20 protein-coding genes are annotated in these 19,884 nt (G+C 45.1%); 6 read left to right on the forward strand and 14 right to left on the reverse strand.

Features of this window, described 5'->3' with window-relative positions; all coding sequences use genetic code 11:
- Nucleotides 1–30: 30 nt before the first annotated feature.
- The 3 genes from arcC to arcA are packed head-to-tail and all read right to left on the reverse strand — an operon-like array spanning nucleotide 31 to nucleotide 3,246.
- Nucleotides 31–966 (reverse strand): carbamate kinase, encoded by a 936-nt coding sequence (arcC, locus tag A5878_RS15775; RefSeq protein WP_005230702.1) that lies wholly within the window; start codon nucleotides 964–966, stop codon nucleotides 31–33.
- Between the two features lie 17 nt (nucleotides 967–983).
- Nucleotides 984–2,003: an ornithine carbamoyltransferase gene (gene argF, locus A5878_RS15780; RefSeq protein WP_005230693.1), complete on the reverse strand. Its 1,020-nt coding sequence runs from the start codon at nucleotides 2,001–2,003 to the stop codon at nucleotides 984–986.
- Nucleotides 2,004–2,022: 19 nt separating this feature from the next.
- Nucleotides 2,023–3,246, reverse strand: coding sequence for an arginine deiminase (gene arcA, locus A5878_RS15785; protein ID WP_005230691.1), 1,224 nt, complete (start codon nucleotides 3,244–3,246; stop codon nucleotides 2,023–2,025).
- A gap of 399 nt (nucleotides 3,247–3,645) precedes the next feature.
- Between arcA and A5878_RS15790 the strand changes: the two genes are divergently transcribed.
- On the forward strand, nucleotides 3,646–5,451 hold the full coding sequence (locus A5878_RS15790; protein WP_060791883.1) for a M3 family oligoendopeptidase: 1,806 nt from the start codon (nucleotides 3,646–3,648) through the stop codon (nucleotides 5,449–5,451).
- 47 nt (nucleotides 5,452–5,498) lie between these two features.
- Here the strand turns inward: A5878_RS15790 and A5878_RS15795 are convergent, their stop codons facing one another.
- The 4 genes from A5878_RS15795 to A5878_RS15810 form a co-directional block, all read right to left on the reverse strand.
- Nucleotides 5,499–5,966 carry a TspO/MBR family protein gene (locus A5878_RS15795; protein ID WP_010748985.1) on the reverse strand — a complete coding sequence of 156 codons (468 nt, stop codon included), beginning with the start codon at nucleotides 5,964–5,966 and terminating at the stop codon, nucleotides 5,499–5,501.
- 140 nt (nucleotides 5,967–6,106) lie between these two features.
- Nucleotides 6,107–6,940, reverse strand: a complete 834-nt coding sequence (locus tag A5878_RS15800; protein WP_005230685.1) for a glycosyltransferase family 8 protein — start codon at nucleotides 6,938–6,940, stop codon at nucleotides 6,107–6,109.
- 224 nt (nucleotides 6,941–7,164) lie between these two features.
- Nucleotides 7,165–7,686, reverse strand: a complete 522-nt coding sequence (locus A5878_RS15805; RefSeq protein ID WP_005230681.1) for an NADPH-dependent FMN reductase — start codon at nucleotides 7,684–7,686, stop codon at nucleotides 7,165–7,167.
- A gap of 36 nt (nucleotides 7,687–7,722) precedes the next feature.
- Complete coding sequence (locus A5878_RS15810) at nucleotides 7,723–8,328, reverse strand: NADPH-dependent FMN reductase (RefSeq protein WP_005230680.1); 606 nt, start codon at nucleotides 8,326–8,328, stop codon at nucleotides 7,723–7,725.
- 201 nt (nucleotides 8,329–8,529) lie between these two features.
- On the opposite strand from A5878_RS15810, the gene A5878_RS15815 reads away from it, so the two are divergent.
- Both A5878_RS15815 and A5878_RS15820 read left to right on the forward strand, forming a co-directional pair.
- Nucleotides 8,530–9,375, forward strand: a complete 846-nt coding sequence (locus A5878_RS15815) for a MarR family winged helix-turn-helix transcriptional regulator (protein WP_034869462.1) — start codon at nucleotides 8,530–8,532, stop codon at nucleotides 9,373–9,375.
- A gap of 59 nt (nucleotides 9,376–9,434) precedes the next feature.
- A complete protein-coding gene (locus A5878_RS15820) occupies nucleotides 9,435–11,186 on the forward strand; it encodes an ABC transporter ATP-binding protein (protein ID WP_034869465.1) in 1,752 nt (583 codons plus the stop codon).
- Between the two features lie 41 nt (nucleotides 11,187–11,227).
- Here the strand turns inward: A5878_RS15820 and A5878_RS15825 are convergent, their stop codons facing one another.
- The gene (locus A5878_RS15825; RefSeq protein WP_005231942.1) at nucleotides 11,228–11,593 is read right to left on the reverse strand and encodes a hypothetical protein; all 366 of its coding nucleotides are present in this window, start codon (nucleotides 11,591–11,593) and stop codon (nucleotides 11,228–11,230) included.
- 163 nt (nucleotides 11,594–11,756) lie between these two features.
- Here A5878_RS15825 and A5878_RS15830 point away from each other — a divergent pair, with 163 nt between their 5' ends.
- Nucleotides 11,757–12,089: a helix-turn-helix domain-containing protein gene (locus A5878_RS15830; RefSeq protein ID WP_005230670.1), complete on the forward strand. Its 333-nt coding sequence runs from the start codon at nucleotides 11,757–11,759 to the stop codon at nucleotides 12,087–12,089.
- 5 nt (nucleotides 12,090–12,094) lie between these two features.
- Nucleotides 12,095–12,571 (forward strand): ImmA/IrrE family metallo-endopeptidase, encoded by a 477-nt coding sequence (locus tag A5878_RS15835; protein ID WP_005230668.1) that lies wholly within the window; start codon nucleotides 12,095–12,097, stop codon nucleotides 12,569–12,571.
- Between the two features lie 69 nt (nucleotides 12,572–12,640).
- On the opposite strand, the gene A5878_RS15840 is transcribed toward A5878_RS15835, so the two are convergent.
- The 5 genes from A5878_RS15840 to A5878_RS15860 all read right to left on the reverse strand — a co-directional run bounded on the left by A5878_RS15840 (nucleotide 12,641) and on the right by A5878_RS15860 (nucleotide 16,872).
- A complete protein-coding gene (locus A5878_RS15840; protein WP_005230667.1) occupies nucleotides 12,641–13,453 on the reverse strand; it encodes a metallophosphoesterase in 813 nt (270 codons plus the stop codon).
- Between the two features lie 4 nt (nucleotides 13,454–13,457).
- Entirely contained in the window at nucleotides 13,458–14,240 is a 783-nt protein-coding gene (gene phnE / locus A5878_RS15845) for a phosphonate ABC transporter, permease protein PhnE (RefSeq protein WP_005230666.1), read from the reverse strand.
- The gene (phnE, locus tag A5878_RS15850) at nucleotides 14,237–15,016 is read right to left on the reverse strand and encodes a phosphonate ABC transporter, permease protein PhnE (RefSeq protein WP_010748971.1); all 780 of its coding nucleotides are present in this window, start codon (nucleotides 15,014–15,016) and stop codon (nucleotides 14,237–14,239) included. The genes phnE (A5878_RS15845) and phnE (A5878_RS15850) overlap by 4 nt, the downstream gene beginning before the upstream one ends.
- A complete protein-coding gene (phnC, locus tag A5878_RS15855; RefSeq protein WP_005230661.1) occupies nucleotides 14,988–15,779 on the reverse strand; it encodes a phosphonate ABC transporter ATP-binding protein in 792 nt (263 codons plus the stop codon). Before phnC ends, phnE (A5878_RS15850) begins: the two co-directional genes overlap by 29 nt.
- Nucleotides 15,780–15,939: 160 nt before the next feature.
- Entirely contained in the window at nucleotides 15,940–16,872 is a 933-nt protein-coding gene (locus A5878_RS15860; RefSeq protein WP_005230658.1) for a phosphate/phosphite/phosphonate ABC transporter substrate-binding protein, read from the reverse strand.
- 196 nt (nucleotides 16,873–17,068) lie between these two features.
- Between A5878_RS15860 and A5878_RS15865 the strand changes: the two genes are divergently transcribed.
- A complete protein-coding gene (locus A5878_RS15865) occupies nucleotides 17,069–17,740 on the forward strand; it encodes a cyclic nucleotide-binding domain-containing protein (protein ID WP_086295771.1) in 672 nt (223 codons plus the stop codon).
- 187 nt (nucleotides 17,741–17,927) lie between these two features.
- Here the strand turns inward: A5878_RS15865 and A5878_RS15870 are convergent, their stop codons facing one another.
- Nucleotides 17,928–19,799 carry a beta-glucoside-specific PTS transporter subunit IIABC gene (locus tag A5878_RS15870; protein WP_005230656.1) on the reverse strand — a complete coding sequence of 624 codons (1,872 nt, stop codon included), beginning with the start codon at nucleotides 19,797–19,799 and terminating at the stop codon, nucleotides 17,928–17,930.
- Nucleotides 19,800–19,884: the final 85 nt, after the last annotated feature.

The following is a 19,884-nucleotide window of genomic DNA, read 5'->3' on the forward strand; positions in this document are numbered from 1 at the left end:
CAATGTTTTGGACTTGCTTTGCTACTTCGCTTATTTCCAGGTGATCTGTGTACCAGCGTCTTCAATTTCTGCCAGCTTATCTAAGGAAGTAATCACTGCCCGTTTCTCTGTGCCCATTTTGACAAAATTCAAAGCTGCTTGTACTTTCGGTAACATGCTTCCCGGTGAAAAATGCCCTTCATCGACATAGGTTTCCAATTCAGCGGCGGTCACATGATCCAACCACTGCTCATTTTCCTTGCCAAAGTTCAAAGCGATTTTTTCCACGCCCGTCAAAATGATCAGCTGATCCGCATCGACTAAACGAGCCAATTTTTCAGAAGCAAAATCTTTATCGATCACGGCTTCAACCCCCAGCCCATTATCTAACACGGGAATGCCCCCGCCGCCTGCGCAAATAACGATCGTGTTTTGTTCAATCAGCGCCTTGATGCTGGCAACTTCTTGAATCGCTTGTGGTGCAGGACTGGCAACGACTTTCCGCCAACCACGACCAGCATCTTCACGATAGATGGCATCTGTTGCTGCCATGGCTTCTTTGGCAGCTGTTTCCGTTAAGAAAGGACCGATCGGTTTGGTCGGATGGGCAAATGCTGGATCTTGCGCATCGACTGTAATTTCCGTCACCACTGTTACCACCGGCTTAGCCATTTGGGCTTCTTTCAACTGGATTCTCAGCTCATTTTGCAGCCAATAGCCAATACTGCCTTGCGTCATTGCCACGCAAGTATCTAAAGGCATCGCTGGGTTTTTGCTAGAATCACTGGCTTGTTGCTGCAAAACCAAATTTCCCACTTGAGGCCCATTCCCATGGGTAATGATCAAATGAACGTCTTTTTGGATCAGGGGAATTAAATACTCGACGGTCTGTTTAAGCCGTTCTTTTTGCCCTTTGGCACTGGCATCATCTGCTAGGATAGCGTTGCCGCCAAGGGCGACAACGATCGTTGGTTTCTTTTCACTCATCTGCTCACTGCTCCTTCTTACACTCTAGGAATAAAGAGATCGCCTAAGGTTACTGCCATGATTGCTTTGATCGAGTGCATTCGGTTTTCAGCCTCTTCAAATTGACGGCCCCAGTGACTGCGGAAAATGTCGTCTGTGATCTCCATTTCAGAAATGCCGAATTTTTCTTCGATCATTTTTCCATACGTCGTATTCGTATCATGGAACGCTGGCAAGCAGTGAAGCACGATCAAGCCATCGTCTTGTTTTCCAGTCGCCATTACCATTTCGCGGTTGATTTGGTAATCTTTCAACAGCTTCACCCGTTCTTCAAACTGGTCTTCTTCCCCCATTGAAACCCAAACATCGGTATACAGAACATCGGCATCTTTGACGCCTTTTTGAATATCGTCTGTTACCATCAGCTGACTGCCAGATTCTTTGGCAAATTTGTTGGCATAGTCTGTCACTTCTTCAGCTGGGAAAAGTTCTTTTGGTGCACAGATGCGAACATTGACACCTAAAATCGCCCCCGTCACTAACAAACTATTCGCCATATTGTTTCGGCCATCGCCCACATAGACTAACGTAATGTTTTCTAATGTACCGAAGTTTTCTTTGATCGTCATGAAGTCAGCGATCATTTGGGTTGGATGCCATTCATCGGTCAAGCCATTCCAAACAGGAACGCCAGAGAATTTGGCTAAATCTTCAACGACTTGTTGGCTGAACCCGCGGAACTCAATGCCATCAAACATGCTGCCTAAAACTCTGGCGGTATCTTCAACGGATTCTTTTTTGCCTAGCTGGATATCATTCGCACCTAAAAATTCTGGATGGGCACCAAGATCGATGGCAGCCGTCGTAAATGCCGCCCGTGTCCGAGTCGACGTTTTTTCAAATAAGAGGGCGATGTTCTTGCCTTCCAAATAGCGATGAGAAATATTTTGCTTTTTCAACTGTTTCAAATAGATTGAAAAATCAATCAGGTATTCTAACTCGGCTTTCGTAAAATCTTTTTCTGCTAAGAAGCTTCTTCCTTTAAATACTTGTTTCATTAGTAATTCCTCCTCTAGATTAAATATCTTCTCTAATAAATGGCATGCTCATGCAGCGAGGGCCGCCACGGCCGCGAACCAATTCACTGCCGGAGATTTTATGCAATTTGATGCCGGCTTCAGTTAATTTTTGATTGGTGATCGTGTTGCGGTCATAGACCACGACTTCGCCAGGTGCGATCGTCAAGGTATTGGAACCGTCATTCCATTGTTCCCGAGCTGCAGCGACCAAATCGTTCCCCCCACAGCGAATCAATTCCACTGCATCTAATTCTAAGTAGCGGCACAAAATGTTTTCTAACGTATCTTTTTCTTCTTTGATGGTTACGCCATCCCCGTCACGTGAGATTGAATAAACGGTCAGTTCTCCTTCAATTTCTGGATGGATCGTAAATTTGTCATAATCAACCATTGTAAATACCGTATCTAAATGCATGAATTTGCGTTCTTGACCAATATCAAAAGCTAAGACGTACTCAAAACTTGGTTCATGTTGGAACACATTACGAGCCAACTGTTCAATGGAAGTGGCATCTGTTCGTTGGGAGATCCCGATCGCTAACACTCGTTTTGACAGAACCAATTCATCGCCACCTTCAATTCGTGTTGGCTGATCACGGTCATAAAGCAAGTGCGGTGGCTGTTGTTGGAACATTGGATGATGAGCAAAAATGTATTTGCCATACAACGTTTCACGACGTCTTGTTTCTGAATACATGCGATTCAAGGAAACCCCGTTACCGATCGTCGCAAACGGATCACGAGTGAAATACAAATTCGGCATTGGATCGATCAAAAACGGATACTGGTCATCCGCAGCACCAGCTAAGCTTTGACTATGGGGCAATTTCAGTTCATTTTTCGCTAGACCTGCCATCGTTTTATCGATGAATTGACGGTTATCTTCAAAAGATAAGAAATAATCGGTAATTTCAGCAATGATTTCTGGGCTTTGTAACGTTGTTTCTTCTAAATATTCCTTGATAAACTGCTCTTTGATTTCTTGACTAGTTAACGCTTCTGCTGCTAAATCTTCTAAATACAACACCTCCACATTATTATTACGCAATACATCGGCAAATTGATCATGTTCAGCCCTTGCTTGTTCCAAAAAGGGAATATCATCAAATAACAAGCGATTTAAATGATCAGGCACGAGGTTTTCTAATTCTCGACCAGGGCGATGGAGCATGACTTGCTTCAAGCGGCCGATTTCTGAAAAAACATGAATAGCATTTGACATTTCTTTACATCCTCCTTTGTTTTGATTACGCCTACATAGTACAAGAATGTATGCGCTTACCAAGCGACGTATTTCGCCTTCATTATGCAAAGCATTTGTCATTATGCAATAAAGAGTGAATATCTTCTTGCGAGCGTTTTTTTACTCGTTGTTATTTTTTTTATGTAATATTTATTCAGCAATTTTTAAATAAGAATTTGATGAGAATCAAAAAATGATCGATTTTGTTCTTTTCTTTGATTTTGACCTCCCCGCCCAATGCAGGCAAAGCTTACGAAAGAAAAGAACTTTTTCAACCAATAGCTTTCCTTTTTCGATTAAAAAAATCCGATGGTTGCGACTAAATGTGGCTATGCTATACTTAATAAGATCGTAGGAAAAGAAAGGGGTTTGATAGGAATGACCTATTCAATCAATTGGGATCTAGAAACAATTTTTCCAGGAGGCAGTGATTCTGTTCAATTAAAAGAACGCATGAACCAACTGGAAGAAGAAATCAAAACTTACCGTGAAAAAGTTGACGCTTGGGTACCAAACGCTTCAGACAATGCGACAAAATTAGAGGAATTAATCGAACTTTCTGGCACAATCAATCAAGGATTTTCACAATGTGGCAGCTTTATCAATGCCTTGCTTTCAGCGAATGTCAACGACAGCAAAGCCAAAATCCTGACCGGCGACCTCTACGCAAAACTGCCAGCACTGCAAGCAGCACAAACCGTTTTCTCGAAAAAATTGACAGAAATTTCTGAGGATGATTGGACCGCATTACTTACCGCGGAAAACTTAGCACCAATCGCCTTTCGTCTAAGCGAGATTCGTCGCGACGGCAAAGAATTGTTATCCGAAGCAGAAGAAACCATCATCAACACGTTAAATTTAGATGGCTTAAATGCTTGGAGCCAACATTACGATACGATCGTTGCCTCAATCGAAATTCCTTTCCTTCAAGAAGACGGCACGACGATCAACTTGTCCGCTGGTCAAGCCTTCAATAAAATGATGGGTGATCCAGATCCAGAAGTTCGTGCGCGTTTATTTGACACTTGGGAAAAGACGTGGGCAGAAAAAGAAGACCTCTTTGCAGATACCTTGAACCATTTAGACGGCTTCCGCCTTTCTACCTTCAAGCTTCACGGGGTCACTGATTACTTGAAAGAACCATTAGAATACAATCGTCTGCAAAAAGCGACATTGGATGCTATGTGGGGCACGATCCAAAAGAACAAACAGCCGATCGTTGATTTCTTGACCCGCAAAGCCCAGCTTTTCGGCAAAGAAAAAATGGAATGGCAAGACCAAGATGCACCGATCATCCTTGGTGACATGGAAGAAAGAACCTACACCTTTGATGAAGCAGCTGACTTTATTTTGACCAACTTCCGTAAGTTCAGTCCTAAAATGGCTGACTTTGCCCAAGTTGCTTTTGAAAAAAGCTGGATCGAAGCAGAAGATCGTCCTGGCAAACGTCCTGGCGGCTATTGCACCAGCTTGCCAGAAACCAAAGAGTCACGTATTTTCATGACCTACAGCAATTCAGTCAACGAAGTAGCGACGCTTGCCCATGAGTTAGGTCACGCGTTTCACAGCAGCGTTCTTTGGGAGCTGCCGGAATTAAACCGCAACTATGCCATGAACGTTGCCGAAACAGCAAGTACCTTTGCTGAATTGATCGTTGCTGATGCAACCCTCAAAGAAGCGACAACGAAGGAAGAAAAAATCAATCTATTGGATGCCAAAATGCAAAATGCGATCGCGATGTTCATGAACATCCATGCACGCTTTATTTTTGAAAACAGCTTCTACCAAGCCCGTCAAAACGGCTTAGTTTCAGCGGAGCAAATCACGGAAATGATGACAGCGGCGCAAAAAGAAAGCTATGCGGATGGGTTAGCAACTTATCATCCACATTTCTGGGCAGCCAAATTGCACTTCTTTATTGATGATGTGCCGTTTTACAACTTCCCTTACACCTTTGGTTACCTCTTTAGCATGGGGATCTATGCGTATGCCAATGAAAAAGGGTCTAGCTTTGAAGAAGAGTACATTGCTTTATTGCAAGATACTGCTTCAATGACGACGGAAGAACTGGCGCAAAAACACCTTGGTGTTGATTTAACAAAACCAGACTTCTGGCAAGCAGGGATCGATATGGTCCTAAAAGATGTTGCCAGCTTTATGGAATTGACTGAAGACTATATCTAAAAGAAAAAACCCTCTTCCAACACGACGCTTGGAAGAGGGTTTTTCTATCAGGCATTCAATAAAGTTAAGCCAATCGTTAAGTAGCCTGCGTACAGACACCAAATCAAATAAGGAATAAACAAGTACATTGCTTTTTTGTCGATGCGAGCAAAGAGGATCATGCAAATAATCACTGATAGGACTAACAAGACAATAATGACCGTTCCTGCCCAGTAAGCATTCCAGCCAAAGAAAACGATACTCCACAAGAAGTTTAGTACTTGCTGGATCGCAAAGAAGATATAGGCATTCTTTTTAAGCGCTGGATTGACTTTGGCTACGATCAACAGATACAACGCTGTTCCCATAAAGGCATACAAAATCGTCCAAACGATCCCAATGATCCCACCAGGAGGGGCTAAAAAAGGTTTTTCCATTTGCGCATACGTTCCAGCGATGTCTCCTGCAAACAAACTCGAGATGATTCCTGTTGCTTCGATGCCGATCACACAGACCAGCCAAATCAAAAATTTCATGTTCTCCACTCCTTCTTTTTTCATGACTCTCTCATTTAATCGTACCATCGAATCGAAAAAAAGCAGAATAGAACGCTTAAAAAAAGAAACGGCCGTGTGGACGTTTCTTTCAAGGTAATTTTGATTATATTCAATGACAGCTACTTTGATTGTTCCTCTTCAAACTTCCGGCGTTCATTTTCTACATATTTGTATAGCGCCCCGTAGCGGCTGCGGTAGCCTTTTTTCCATGGCTTCTCTTTGCCGCAAAAATGTAACAAAACGGTATGCTCGATGACCCAATCCAAACTCCATTCCCCTAAACTGATCGTTTCATACGTACGGTTTTTCCGTACATCATAGTTATAGAGCTGATCAGGAATCGCCAGCACCCGATCGCCGTACAACCCATTCAAAATGTCTTGATCTGGCAAAAAGAGGTTCAAATGATTTTTCTCAATGAACGCAGCGATCTCTGTTTCTTTGACCTCTTGCCGCAGCTGGTGCACATTCATCAGCAAGACACCTGAATTATAGTAGCCTTCTGACTCATAATTGCGCAAACGGACTTTATTGATGACCGTCGTCACTTCTGTCAGCTTGGAATGACTGGCAGCGGCATACAGAAAATCCCCTAACGTCAGCTCATACAAGGGGCGCAAATCATTGATGCACAAAATATCCGCATCCAGATACAGGATTTTTTCCACTTGCTGCGGCAAGTAATTTTGTGCCAATAATCGATAGTAGATCGACTCAGGGTAGCGATCACTGACTGGCGCGGTTTTAAAAATCGAGCCAGAACCGATGATGATGGGATGATAGGTCATCGCCAGCTTTTGACAAAAAGCCTTGAGCTCTGCACCTTGTTTCAATTCTTTTTCTTGTAAGACATAGACATCGAAAGATGCTGCTGTCGTATGACGTTTGATTGAATATAACGTTGTTTTTAATTGTTCGCTGAACCGATCATCAATCGCAAAAAGTAGATTCATGCTCTTGTTCACTCCTCTGTTACTGGTTGCGTGCTCGTTTTTGGAAAAATCGAAAGCAGTTGCCCGCATCTTCTGTTCTTCTAGTATACCCGATTTTTGGTCTTTCTTTCAGTGAAACACCCTTGCCAATCGAACCCTTGATTGGCAGACGCCAAAAAAGCTGTTCCATCCATGGGATGAAACAGCAAAGGATCGCTTATAAATGATTGCGTCTTAAAAACAGATCAGCGAATCGTGGCAAAAGCCGTTGACCACAACAACAATTCATCTAGCATATCATTGACACCCGCAGCCATGTGCTCACCGGGTTTGAAGGTACTGAAACTTTCAAAATCAGTAAATAAGTTGAAGGCTGGGTTGGTCCGCACCGTGGCAACTTTTTGTTCAGCTAATACGTTGCGCAATTGTTCAGCGGCCCGAATCCCACCGCCAGAACCGTAGCTGACAATCCCAGCAGCTTTATCAAACCATTCTTCCCGAGCAGAATCTACGGCATTTTTCAAGGAAGCTGCAAAACCGTGGTTGTATTCTTGCACGATGAAGATATAGCCATCTAATTCAGAAATTTTTTTGTTCCATGCCAAGTTTGGCTCAGCCGTTCCCATAAACGGTAAATCAAATGCCTTTACATCAACGATCTCAAACTGATGCTCTGACCGTTGATTAGCAATTTCTTGAATATATGCTCCGACTTGCGGACTTACGCGTCCTTCTCTTGTACTGCCTAAAATAATACCAAATTTCATGATAGGTTCCTCCTAAGGTTGTCTTATTTTGTTTTCTTAACGATTGGCAAATGTGTCTGCCCAGTCCAATAATTCCGTCAACATGTCGTTCATTCCTACAGTCATATGCTCGCCAGGGGTAAAGGTGGCAAAGTTTTCAAAATCAGTAAATAAGTTGAAGGCAGGATTGGTGCGCACCGTGGCTACTTTTTGTTCCGCCAAAATCAAGCGAACTTGCTCAGCGGCACGAATCCCTCCTGCCGAACCATAGCTGACGATCGCTGCTGCTTTGTTGAACCATTCCTCTCGAGCGCTGTCCAACGCATTTTTCAAGGAAGCTGATATGCCATGATTGTATTCTTGTACGATGAAGATGTAGCCGTCTAACTCAGCGATTTTTTCGTTCCACGCTTGGTTCACTTCACCTGTACCCATAAAGGGCAAGTCATAGTCTTTGATATCAATGATTTCAAACGAGCGGTCGCTATGCGCGCGTGCTGTTTGTAAAACATAATCGGCTACTTGCGGACTCACGCGGCCTTCTCTCGTACTGCCAACGATGATCCCGATTTTTTGCGCTTTTTTCTTTTCAGGGGTGCGATACACCTCTTTAATTACTTCTTTTTCAATTATTTGTTCTTTTTTCCCAAATCCAAAGACCATTCTTTTGTACTCCTTTTGTTGTGGTTTCTTTAACGATGGACTCAGCATACCAAACTTACTTTTAGTAAGTCAATCATTCTGCTTACTTTTTGTTAGAAAAAAATCTCAGCTGCTTCTTATTGACATTCATTCGGTACCGAACTATAATCAACTCATCGATATCGTTAGGTACCGAACGATAAACCAAAAGGAGTGTACACCATGAGTACAATGACCGACCACTTAATGAAACAGCTTCGTTTTATCAGCGAAGCCAGCAATGCCTTTATGAGTCAAAACAACCAGCGCCTTTCGGGACAGCAACGTGTCCTGGCCGTTTTAAATTTAGAAGACGGCTTGGTGCAAAGTTATCTTGCAGAAGTCTTAGACCTACGGCCAAGCTCTCTAGCGGAACTATTGAAGAAAATGGAAAATAGTGGCGATATTCAGCGCAAAGAAGATGCTGCTGACAAACGGATCAAACGAATCTATCTGACAGAAACTGGCCGAAAAAAAGCAGAAAAATTACTGGCACAAAAAGAAGCAGCCAGCAGTCAGTCGTTTTTTGCAGGGCTCTCAGAGGAGGAACAAACCGAATTTGCTCGTCTTCTTGAAAACATTGCTGCTGGATGGGAGACGGACTTCCAACAGCAGGCACAACGCTTTATTGACCCAATGGATCGTTTGCAAGCCATGCAAGAGATTCGGGAAGAAATGATGAAGCAATGGGGCGGAAATTGGCAGGAAATGTCGAATGACGAGCGCCGAAAAATGAGGCAACAAATGAAAGATACTTGGCAAGAAATGGGCGTTGATGAGCGACGCCAAACGAAAAAACAGATCAAGGAAGCCATGCGGCAAATGCCGTTTCCTGGACATCGCGGCATGTTTGGCAATCGGCCATTTGGGCCGTTTGGGCCGTTTGATAATAGCGAGGCGAATGATCCACGGTACACATGGGTAAAAGGCAACTTTTTTGATGCCTATGGGTTTGGACAAGACCGCAAAGCAAGACCGACTTCCGCTTCTAAAGACGAAGCAGCCGAGGAGGATTGGCAGGATTTCTAATAACACCTAATTAAAAAGAAAAAGCGGTGAGCCATCTTGCTTGCTGCGGAGGAAAACGAATGGAAACAACGACACCAACAGTGAACAAAAACAAATTTAAAATGAAAGACTTTATCCACCTGATCGTCAGTGTCAATCCTAAAAAAGGCTTGTTTCTTTTAGGGATGCTCTTTAGCCTGATCACAAGTGCCGCCAGTTTGGTCGTGCCGCAGCTGACGAAAACACTGGTCGATGCCAGCGGCACCCCCACGTTTAGCACCTCCATGCTGGTCGTTTTGATCCTAGCCTTTGTGCTGCAATTAGGCGTAGGGACTTTAGGCGGTTTTCTCTTGCGCTATGTGGGAGAAAGTGCTGTGAAAACGTTGCGGGAACGTCTTTGGAAACATCTGCTGCATTTGCCAGTCAGCTATTTTGATGACCACAAGTCGGGGGAAAGCAGTTCGCGACTCGTCAATGATACTTCCGTGATCAAAGAACTAGTCACCTCGCAATTTCCCAGCTTTGTCACTGGCTTGATCCAATTGGTCGGTTCGATGATCATCTTGTTTTTGATGGATTGGAAGATGGCTGCGATCATGTTCAGTGCGGTGCCTTTGATCACCTTGATCATGTGGCCAATCGGCAAGATCATGTCAAAACTAGGACGCCAGTTGCAAGCAGCGACCGCCGATTTCAATGCGGATGCCAGCGAAAAGCTCTCAGAGATCCGTTTGATCAAAGCCAGCAACGGAGAAGCCAGTGAACAAGAAAACGGTCGGCGCAACATTGGGGCAATTTTTACCCTCGGGGTCAAGGATGCGAAAGTCAGTGCGATTTTGCAGCCAATCATGACGACGGCCATGCTGGGCTTACTCGTAGGAATCCTCGGTTATGGCGCGATCCGTGTGCAAGCCGGCACCTTGACGAGCGGCGCATTGATCGCTTTTCTACTGTATCTCTTTAATATTATTGCGCCTGTGACGACGTTTGCGATGTTCTTTTCACAAGTCCAAAAAGCGATGGGTGCTACGGAACGGATCCAAGAAATTTTGGATACGCCGCTGGAGCCGATCCAGGCAGCACCCAAAGCCGCCATCGATGGCGCAGTCTTACGAGCAGAACAAATCGATTTCAGTTACGATCCCAAACGGCCGATTTTGCAAAACATTTCTTTTGAAGCCAAACCCAACACCGTGATTGCTTTTGCAGGACCAAGCGGCGGCGGAAAATCCACGATCTTCGCTTTACTAGAACGCTTTTATGAACCCACCAGCGGGCGCTTGCTGATTGGAGATCAGCCGATAGCTGACATTGATCTACAGGACTGGCGGGCACAGATCGGCTATGTTTCCCAAGACAGTGCGGTCTTTGCTGGTACGATTCGGGAAAACTTGCAATACGGATTGGGCCGAACACTGTCAGAGGAGGAATTGTGGCAAGGACTGGCATTGGCTTATGCCGATCAGTTCGTCCAAGAGTTCCCCGAAAAACTAGAAACACAAATCGGTGAACGCGGCGTCAAACTATCTGGTGGTCAAAAACAACGGATCGCCATCGCTCGAGCATTCTTGCGGGATCCCAAGCTGCTGATGCTGGATGAAGCGACTGCCAGCCTAGATTCTCAGTCAGAAGAAAAAGTCCAGCGGGCGTTGGATCATCTGATGGAAGGGCGCACGACATTAGTGATCGCTCATCGCTTATCGACCATCGTGGATGCCGACCAAATCTACTTTATAGAAAAAGGCACCATTACCGGTCAAGGTACCCATGCACAATTGATCAACAACCACCCGCTTTATGCTGCCTATGTCAATGAACAAATGATCAACTAATCGAAAAAACTGCTTATTGACGGATAAGCAGTTTTTTTCTATTAGCCAACGGCTGAATGTTGCTTCCCTTCACGCGTCCCAGGCACTTGATTCACTCGCTGCAATTCTTTCAGCACCTGATTTTCTGCCCGCAAAAAATCCCGTTCGCTTTGGGCAGTAGCAAGCTTTCCTTGATAGACCAAGACTTCTTCTTGGTAGGTTTTGGCGGTCTTTTGGACTTCTTCTTCTAACTGATCGATTTTATGGGTCAATTCTTGATTGATCTGTTCATATTTTAGGTAAAGCTTTTGGGCATTTTCGATATTCGTTTGTTCCAAATTCGCTTTGCTGGATACTCGGGTAGCCAAATAAGTAAGTACACCAGTAATGAGTGACGGCAAGACAACTGTTACGATCGATGTATCCATGATCCTCCCCCATTCTTTTTGATACAATTCATATCATCTGTTTCCAGTATAAAAGATACGATTCGTATCGTCAACTGATGTGATATTTTTTATATCAAATAATACAAAAATAGATACAAATTATATCTAACGTGCTATACTACAAAAAAGGAGGCGATCACTCATGCTTGGCGAACGGCTAAGAACACTCAGACTACGAACCAACCAAACACAACAGCAGATCGCAGATCAGCTAGGGATCACCCGCGCAGCGTATTCGCATTTCGAAAATGATCGTAACGAACCCGATGGCGAGACCATCGTCAAACTCGCGGAGATTTTTCAAGTATCCACCGATTTTTTATTAGGCAGACAAGTCCCGGCAGGCTTCACGCCACCCTCTGCAAAAGTTCAAACCGTTGCGGCCCATATTGATGATGACGTCACCGATGAGCAGATGGAAGACATCCTCAGCTATATTGAATTTATAAAACAGCGGCACGCCCAAAAGGAATGATGGAAATGGATAAAGTAGAAGAACTGATGGCCGCCTACCCAGACTTGCACTTTATTTTCGATAAAAATATGCCTGATGGTCAGCAAGGATTGTACATCGATCACCATATTTACTTGAACCCTGACCAATCACAAGAAGACCTCTTGAGCACCATCGGTGAAGAAATCGGTCATTATCTGACCAGTGCTGGCGACATTACCGCCCAAGACACCAACGAAAAACGCAAACAAGAACGCAAAGCCCGCGACATTGGTTCTGCGATCGTGGTCACGCCCTATGATATCATCGCTTGTTTTGAAGAAGGCTGCAAAACATTGGCGGCATGCGCTGATTATTTAGGGGTTCCCCCACAAACCTTCAAAGACGCGGTCACGTATTATGCTCGCCGCTTTGACGGTATCAAAACCGAAGAGAACTATACCTTGTTTTTCCATATCGACGGCACGATTGAAGTTATCAAAACCTTTGGCAATCAAGGCTAAGCCTTTTTCACACAAAAACAGACGTTCCTTTTCTGCTGCTAAGTGCAGCGTTGACGGAACGTCTATTTTTTATCCTTGCATGTTGACCCGCATCAATACACGGTTTGGTCGATAGTTTTCTGAGGATTGATGAACCAATGCACCTTCCTCAAAACGATACAAATTGTATCCATAGCGTTCTTCAAAACGGACCATCCCATCGCCTTCATCTTCCCCGACAAACGACATACTTGCCACAGTATAGTAAGGAATCCCTGCGATCGTTCCCGTAAACGCATGATGGGTATGTCCACTGAGAATACAAGAGATTTGATACTGCTGCAATAATGCCACCAAACGATTGGCACCGGCCCATGCCGGCGTGCTTGCTTGGTCGGGCAACAAATGATGGTGCGTCACAAAAACGATCTTTTTCTCTTTGAGCTGCGCCAGCGTGGCTTGCAGCCATTCAAACTGTCGCTCATCCACGATACCGTTGGCATAGCCATAGCAGGAATTATCGAAAGTCACGATCGCCAATGTCTCCGTTTCATAGACTTGATTAAAAGGTGTATCACTGGCGGTTTCTACTGACTTGCCTTGCCAGCCTTGGCGAAAATGCCGTTTGATATCATGATTACCTAGCGTTACTACGATGGGCACTGAGCCAAAGGCTTTTTCTAAATATCGCTTCAAAGAGGCATAATCGGCAGGCGCGCCATCTTCGGTCAAATCGCCACTGATCACCACCAAATCGATCGCTACTCGCGCCTTGGCATCTTGGATACACTCTTCAAGAGGAATCAAGGGATTTTGCATAGCTGCCAGCATTCCTTGATACCCTTCTTCACAAGGCAGGTAACTTTCTCGAAAATGGATATCTGATATATGCAATACATTCATAGGTTTATCTCAATTTCTTTCTGATGATTCCAGTCAACTGGTCTAATAAGAAGACGGTCACAACGACGCCCAACAAAATAATACTTACCTTGCTCCAGGTTCTGGTTTGAATAGCAAAAATCAATGGTGCACCGATCCCGCCAGCACCGACTAACCCTAACGTTGCCGCACTGCGGACCGCAATTTCAAAATGATTCAGTGCAAAGGAACTATAGATAGGCGCTAAGTAAGGGACCCGCACGAAAAACATCGTCTGCCAAAAGTTGGCACCGACGGCTTGCATCTCTTCCGTCAAGCGCTCATCCATGGCTTCCATTTCTTCGGTAAACAACTTGCCCAGCATACCGATCTGGTGGACACCGATCGCCATAACTCCAGCAAAAGGTCCTGGACCTACCACACGGACAAAAATAATCGCATAAACCAGCTCGGGAAATGCCCGCAAGATATTGCAGATCATTTTGCCGATTTTTGCGACCCACGGTGCAGAAGACCATAGGTTGGCGGCACTCAGCAAGGTCACCGGTATCGCGCAGACTGTTGCGATCATCGTTCCTAGACAAGCGATCCCGATCGTCAGTAACAATAAGCTCCACAGATCCTCCCCGCTACCGTCGTAAAAGAAAGACCAGTCTGGCTGACTCAACCCTTGCAGGACATCTCTTCCCATCGCTAAGGAAAAAGTACTCAATCCGGAATAATCCAGCGTCGCTGCAGATAATGCCAGTAAGATAGCAAAGAGTCCCCATAACAGCCAAGTCGTTTTCTTCACTTCTCTGATCATCATAGGAAAGACCTCCTTACCCGCTCACTGAGAAAATCAACGATCGCTACCGTCAGCAAAATCGTCAAGATAATGATCGAGACCCGCTCATAATTCAACAATGCCAATGAGGCGTTCAAGATGACCCCGATCCCGCCGGCACCAACATACCCTAACACCGTCGAAGCTCGAACATTGACTTCAAAGGCATAAAAAGTATAGCTGGCAAACTGGCTGATGACTTGGGGAATGATCGCCCAAACGGTCACTTGAAATTTATTCGCTCCTACCGCTGCTGCTGCTTCGATCGGCGCAAAATCAATGGTTTCGATCGCTTGGAACATCAGCTGTGAAACCATACCAAAGGTAAAGACCGCGATGGTCAAAACACCAGTGGCTTCACCGATCCCAAAAATCGCTACGAACAATGCCGCCAACAATAGATTGGGGATCGTCCGCACCAGCCCTAAGAGAAAACGCATCGGCACCGAGACCCAACGGCTTTCTGTCACGACTGTTGTCGCCAACAGACTCACCGGTATCGCTGCGACTACTCCTAAAACGGTGCCTAAAAAGGACATCTGCAATGTCTTGATCAAGGGCATCATCAGTTGCGGTAGATAACTAAAGTCTGGGTGCAAAAAGCGAGCCATGAAAGCCGTCATCTGGCTGCGATTCGACCACACTTGGGCAAAATCAGCCCCTGTGATCCAGGCACTGCTTTGAAAAAAGAGCAGCAATAAAAGAACCAGCAGCAGGTGTTTGTACCAATTAAAATGAACTGTTTCTTTCAGTTTCATCGATTTCTCCTGCCTTTTCTTCAAAAATTGCTTTGCCATAGATTTGTTCTAAACGCTGATCTGTCAAAGCGGCTGCGTTGCCGTCAAAAACGATCGCACCTGCTTTTAAGGCAATGATCCTTGTCGCATACTGACGAGCCAAGGGAATCGAATGCAGATTGATGACAATCGTTTTGCCCATTTCTTGATTGATCTTCTTCAGATCCTCCATCACTTTCTCTGTCGTGATGGGATCTAGTGATGCCACGGGTTCATCTGCTAAAATCACCGGCGCTTGTTGGACCAAGGCACGGGCGATGGATACCCGCTGCTGTTGCCCACCACTCAACTGGTCACTTCTCGTTTGCAGTTTGTCTGACAAGCCGACAGTCGCTAGCGCTTCTTTCGTTCTTTCGTAGTCTTCTTTCGTAAACAACCCTAAAATACTTTTCCAGGTCCCGTAATACCCCAAACGCCCAGACAAAACATTTTTTTGAACGGTACTGCGTTTGACCAAATTGAAGCTTTGCGAGATCAATCCGATTTGTCGACGAATCAAGCGCAATTCTTTTTTATTGGCTTTCGTGACTGATTTGCCGTCTACTCGGATATCTCCTTCAGTGATTGGCACTAAGCGATTGATCGAGCGCAAAAAGGTACTCTTACCAGCACCGCTCAAGCCAATGATGGCCACAAATTCACCTTGCTCAATCGTTACATCTATGTTCTGTAATCCTTTGACCCCATTTGGGTAGACTTTGGATACATTCTCAAAAGTTATCATCTGTTTTCTCCATTATGTAGGGACCGCGGCAAAGTTTCCCCAATCGGTCACGGTCTATCTCACTAAAAAATGCACTGGTACTGCGTATTCCACCTATTCCCCTAGTAAATCGCTGCACATCTCCGTGTCCCGTTATCCTTCTACCGCAATCCCTGATTTTTTACTCTGCTGCTCGTTGTGTATAATCGCGAATGGTATCGTAAGCAGAATCTGCTGCTTCTTCATACCCTTGGTGTCCCCACAAGCTCATTGCTTCGGCACCCTCTTCATCATCTGCCATGTTCAAGAACACTTCTTTGATCTGCTCTTTTAGTTCAGCATCCATTGATGGTTGGACGGCAATGGCGTCATTTGGAATATCCCCTTCGGTCAAGTAAAGGACTTTTAGGTCTTTGAATAAGTCGTTGTCTGGGAAGCTTGACGCAAAGACATTTCGTGCCCCTTGGAACACAAAGGCGGCGTCCATCTGACCATTCAAGACTGCAGTGATCTCACTTGGAATATCATTCACGGTCGTTAATGTAGCATCCGTCGTTGGATCAACTCCTGCATCTTTCAACTCGGCAACTGGGTAAATATAGCCGCTAGCAGAGTTTGGACTCAATGTAGCGATTTTTTTCCCTTTTAAGTCCGTCAATTCTGTCATGTCGCTATCCGCACGGACCAAGATCTCCCCTTTGAAGGTATTGGTTTTTTCCCCTTCTAATGGCAAGCCCGTCTCTGGATCATAAGCACCTAATTGAGAAGTCAAAATCGCTTCAGCTGCATCCATGTCTTTGGCTTGAACATAAGCGGCTGGCGGCATGATCCCTAAATCAACTTGTCCAGAAGCCATAGCTTCTACGATCGTCGAATAATCCGTTGCTAACGTTACTTCTACTTCACGGTCTAATTTTTTTGATAAATACTCAGCAAACGGTTTTGCTTTGGCTTGCATCGAGCCGTCATTATTGGTCGGTACGAATTGTACCACCAGCTTTTCTTTTTCGGCTGCGGCACTGCTGTCGCTGCTGCTGCTCCCATTCCCACAGCCGGTCAATGCGGCAACTAACGCAATTCCTAACATTCCTTTAACAATTCGTTTCAATGGCATTTTTTCTCCTCCTAATGGTTTGAAGCATTCTTACATTCAAATCATACCAAGTATCCCGTCAAAATGAAGTGACACATGTCCTATTTTACCTTATTTTTACATACAATTTACATTAGTTTTTATTTATCGTTCGTGTTGAGTCAAAAGGGGAACTAAGCTATACTTAAAGAAAACCATTCAGGAGTGGCTGATTCCCATGAAAAAAATCGATGATACCGCACGCCTCAGTAATTACATTGACACATACGATCTGCAATCTTATATGGACAGTGATTTGTTAGCGATGGCCACTTTGCATTCCTTTGAAAAAGAAGAGCACCTGATTCGAACGGGCACGCCTTCTGAATACTTGTATTTTCTCGTAGAAGGAACCGTGATGGTCTACTCCTTCTCTTCGGATACCCAAACGATTTGTATTGATTACGCTAAGCCGGCTGCACCTTTAGGGGAAGCTTCCTCTTTGTGGGAACTCTTGCCGAAAAGCAGTGTCAAAGCCGCTTCTGCTTGCGTCTGCGTCTGCATCCCTTTGAATCGCTACCGCAACACCTTGCAACAAGACGTCCGCTTTTTGCAAACCATCTGTCAGTTGCTAAGTTCCCGCTTGAATTCGGGGATCAACTTAGCGAATTCATTGACGGAACCTGTAGAGACACGGTTGGCCAAATTTATTCTTGCGCATCAAGAAAATCAACACTTTTCCTTTCAGTTGACCACCTGTGCCGCGATCTTGAATGTCAGCTATCGCCACCTGCTGCGAACCTTTACCAGCTTTCGGGAAGACAAGCTGATCGAAAAACAAAAACAGGGCTATGCGATTCTCGATTTCCCCGCTTTAGAGTCGCTTGCCGAAAATTTAAGCCATGTGTAAGGAGCAGTCCCCAAGAATGTTCGGGTTTTCCCTGAGCAGGCGTTCCTGATGTTGGTCTTGCCCTTAACTCGCGCTGTGACAAGCGTTTGCTACCGTGTCAGGCAAGCGAGAAGGGCAACTGCGCCTTATTTTCTTACAAAAAACCCGATCCTTGCTGATATTCAGTCGAGGATCGGGTTTTTTTTGCTTATTTCACGATGGCTAAGAAGTCTTCTCCTTGCAAGACATCGGTTTGGTTCATATCCATCACATCTAAATATTGCGGGGTGTTCGTCACAACGATCGGTGTGATCGTGGATAAGCCAGCTGCTTTGATCGTATCTAGATCAAACTTCACTAACAAATCGCCGCGTTTGACTTGATCGTCTTGTTTAACAAAGACCTCAAAGCCTTTGCCGTCTAGTTCCACAGTATCCATACCAATATGCATCAGAACTTCGGCTCCATCCGTGGTGGTCAAACCAACGGCATGGCCGGTAGGAAAGAGCGTCGTGATGGTGCCATCTGCTGGCGCATATAAAGCCCCGACAGTTGGTTCGATAGCGATACCTTTTCCTAATGCACCAGAAGAAAAGACTTGGTCTTTGACTTCTGCTAAGGGAACCACTTTGCCTTCTAACGGACTGCTGAGGATCACACGTTCTTTAGACGAACTATCGGTGGGTGTAACTGGCTCTTTTGCTGGTGCTGCACTGGCATCGGTTGCTGGCTGATCTTCAAAACGTAAGAAGAAGGTCAAGACAAACGCGGCGCCAAAAGCGATAGCCGTTCCGATCGAAGCGGCGATCAGACCACTTAGATCTTTCGTATCTTGTGGGATAAAGGAAGGCAGACTTAGTAAGCTGACTAACCCAAAGGTATAGTTTTCGACTTGGCTGAAGCCGATGAAGGCTCCCCCGATGGCACCACTGATACACGCGGCGATAAATGGTTTTTTCAATGGCAAGGTTACCCCATACACCGTCGGTTCTGTGATCCCAAAAATTGAGGTGATCGTTGAAGAAAGGGCCAACCCTTTCAATTTCACATTTTTTGTCATAAAGAACACTGCTAGCGCTGCACCCCCTTGAGAAAGGACAGCTGGCAACAGCATCGGCACCATGGTATCGACACCGGTTTGACTGAGATTCAACATCATGATCGGTACAAAGCCCCAGTGCATGCCAAACATCACAAAGACTTGCCATAAACCACCCATGACAGCGCCAGCGATCAGTGGGCTGAAGTGGTAAATGCTGTCGTAAGCACTACCTAACAAGTTTCCTAAAATCGTTCCTAGTGGACCGACGACAATAAAGGTCAACGGCGCCATGATCAAGAAGACCGCTAAAGGCACGCAGATGATCTGTAAGAAGCTAGGAATGACTTTTTTAAAGAAACGCTCCACATAACTTTGTAAAAAGACCGCTAAAATAATCGGAATGACGGAAGACGTATAAGCACTCGCACCAATAATGACAGGGAGGCCTAAGAAACTCAAGGTTTGTCCAGCCAAAGCGGTAATATTTGGATGAACCAATGCCATCGCTAAGGAAACCGCTAGAAATTCATTGGTACGAAACTTCTTCGCTGCAGTAAAAGCCAACATCACTGGTAAATAGGTAAATAACCCATCAGCAATCGCATACAATACGGTGTAGACCCCAGAATCAGCTGCCAGCCAATTCAAGGTGACTGCCAGCGTCAAGAATCCTTTTAAGACCCCGGCACCTGCCATTGCGCCTAAAAATGGCGTAAAAATCGACGAAATAATATCCACCAGTTGATTCAAGAGGTTGCCTTTGTCGCCTTTGCTGTCTGCTTCGCCATCGAAGTTCGCTACTCCATTCAATTCACGGTAAACGTCGCTGACATGACTGCCGATCACCACTTGGTATTGTCCGCCGCTTTGAACGACTTGGATCACGTCGTCGTCTTGATTCAAGCGTGCCGTATCCGCTTTGTTCTCATCTTTTAATTTGAAACGCAAGCGGGTCGCACAATGCACCACGCTGTTGACATTTTCTTTGCCGCCCACCGCATCGAGGACGCGAACTGCAATTTCTTTATTTGAACTCATTTTTTCAACACTCCTTTTTTAATAAAAAAACCCAGATTGAAAAAACGACCGTCCAACGAGTCTTTTCCTCGCTGACTGTTGTCTT

Source organism: Enterococcus sp. 3G6_DIV0642, assembly GCF_002140635.1.
Classification (GTDB): Bacteria; Bacillota; Bacilli; order Lactobacillales; family Enterococcaceae; genus Enterococcus_D; species Enterococcus_D casseliflavus.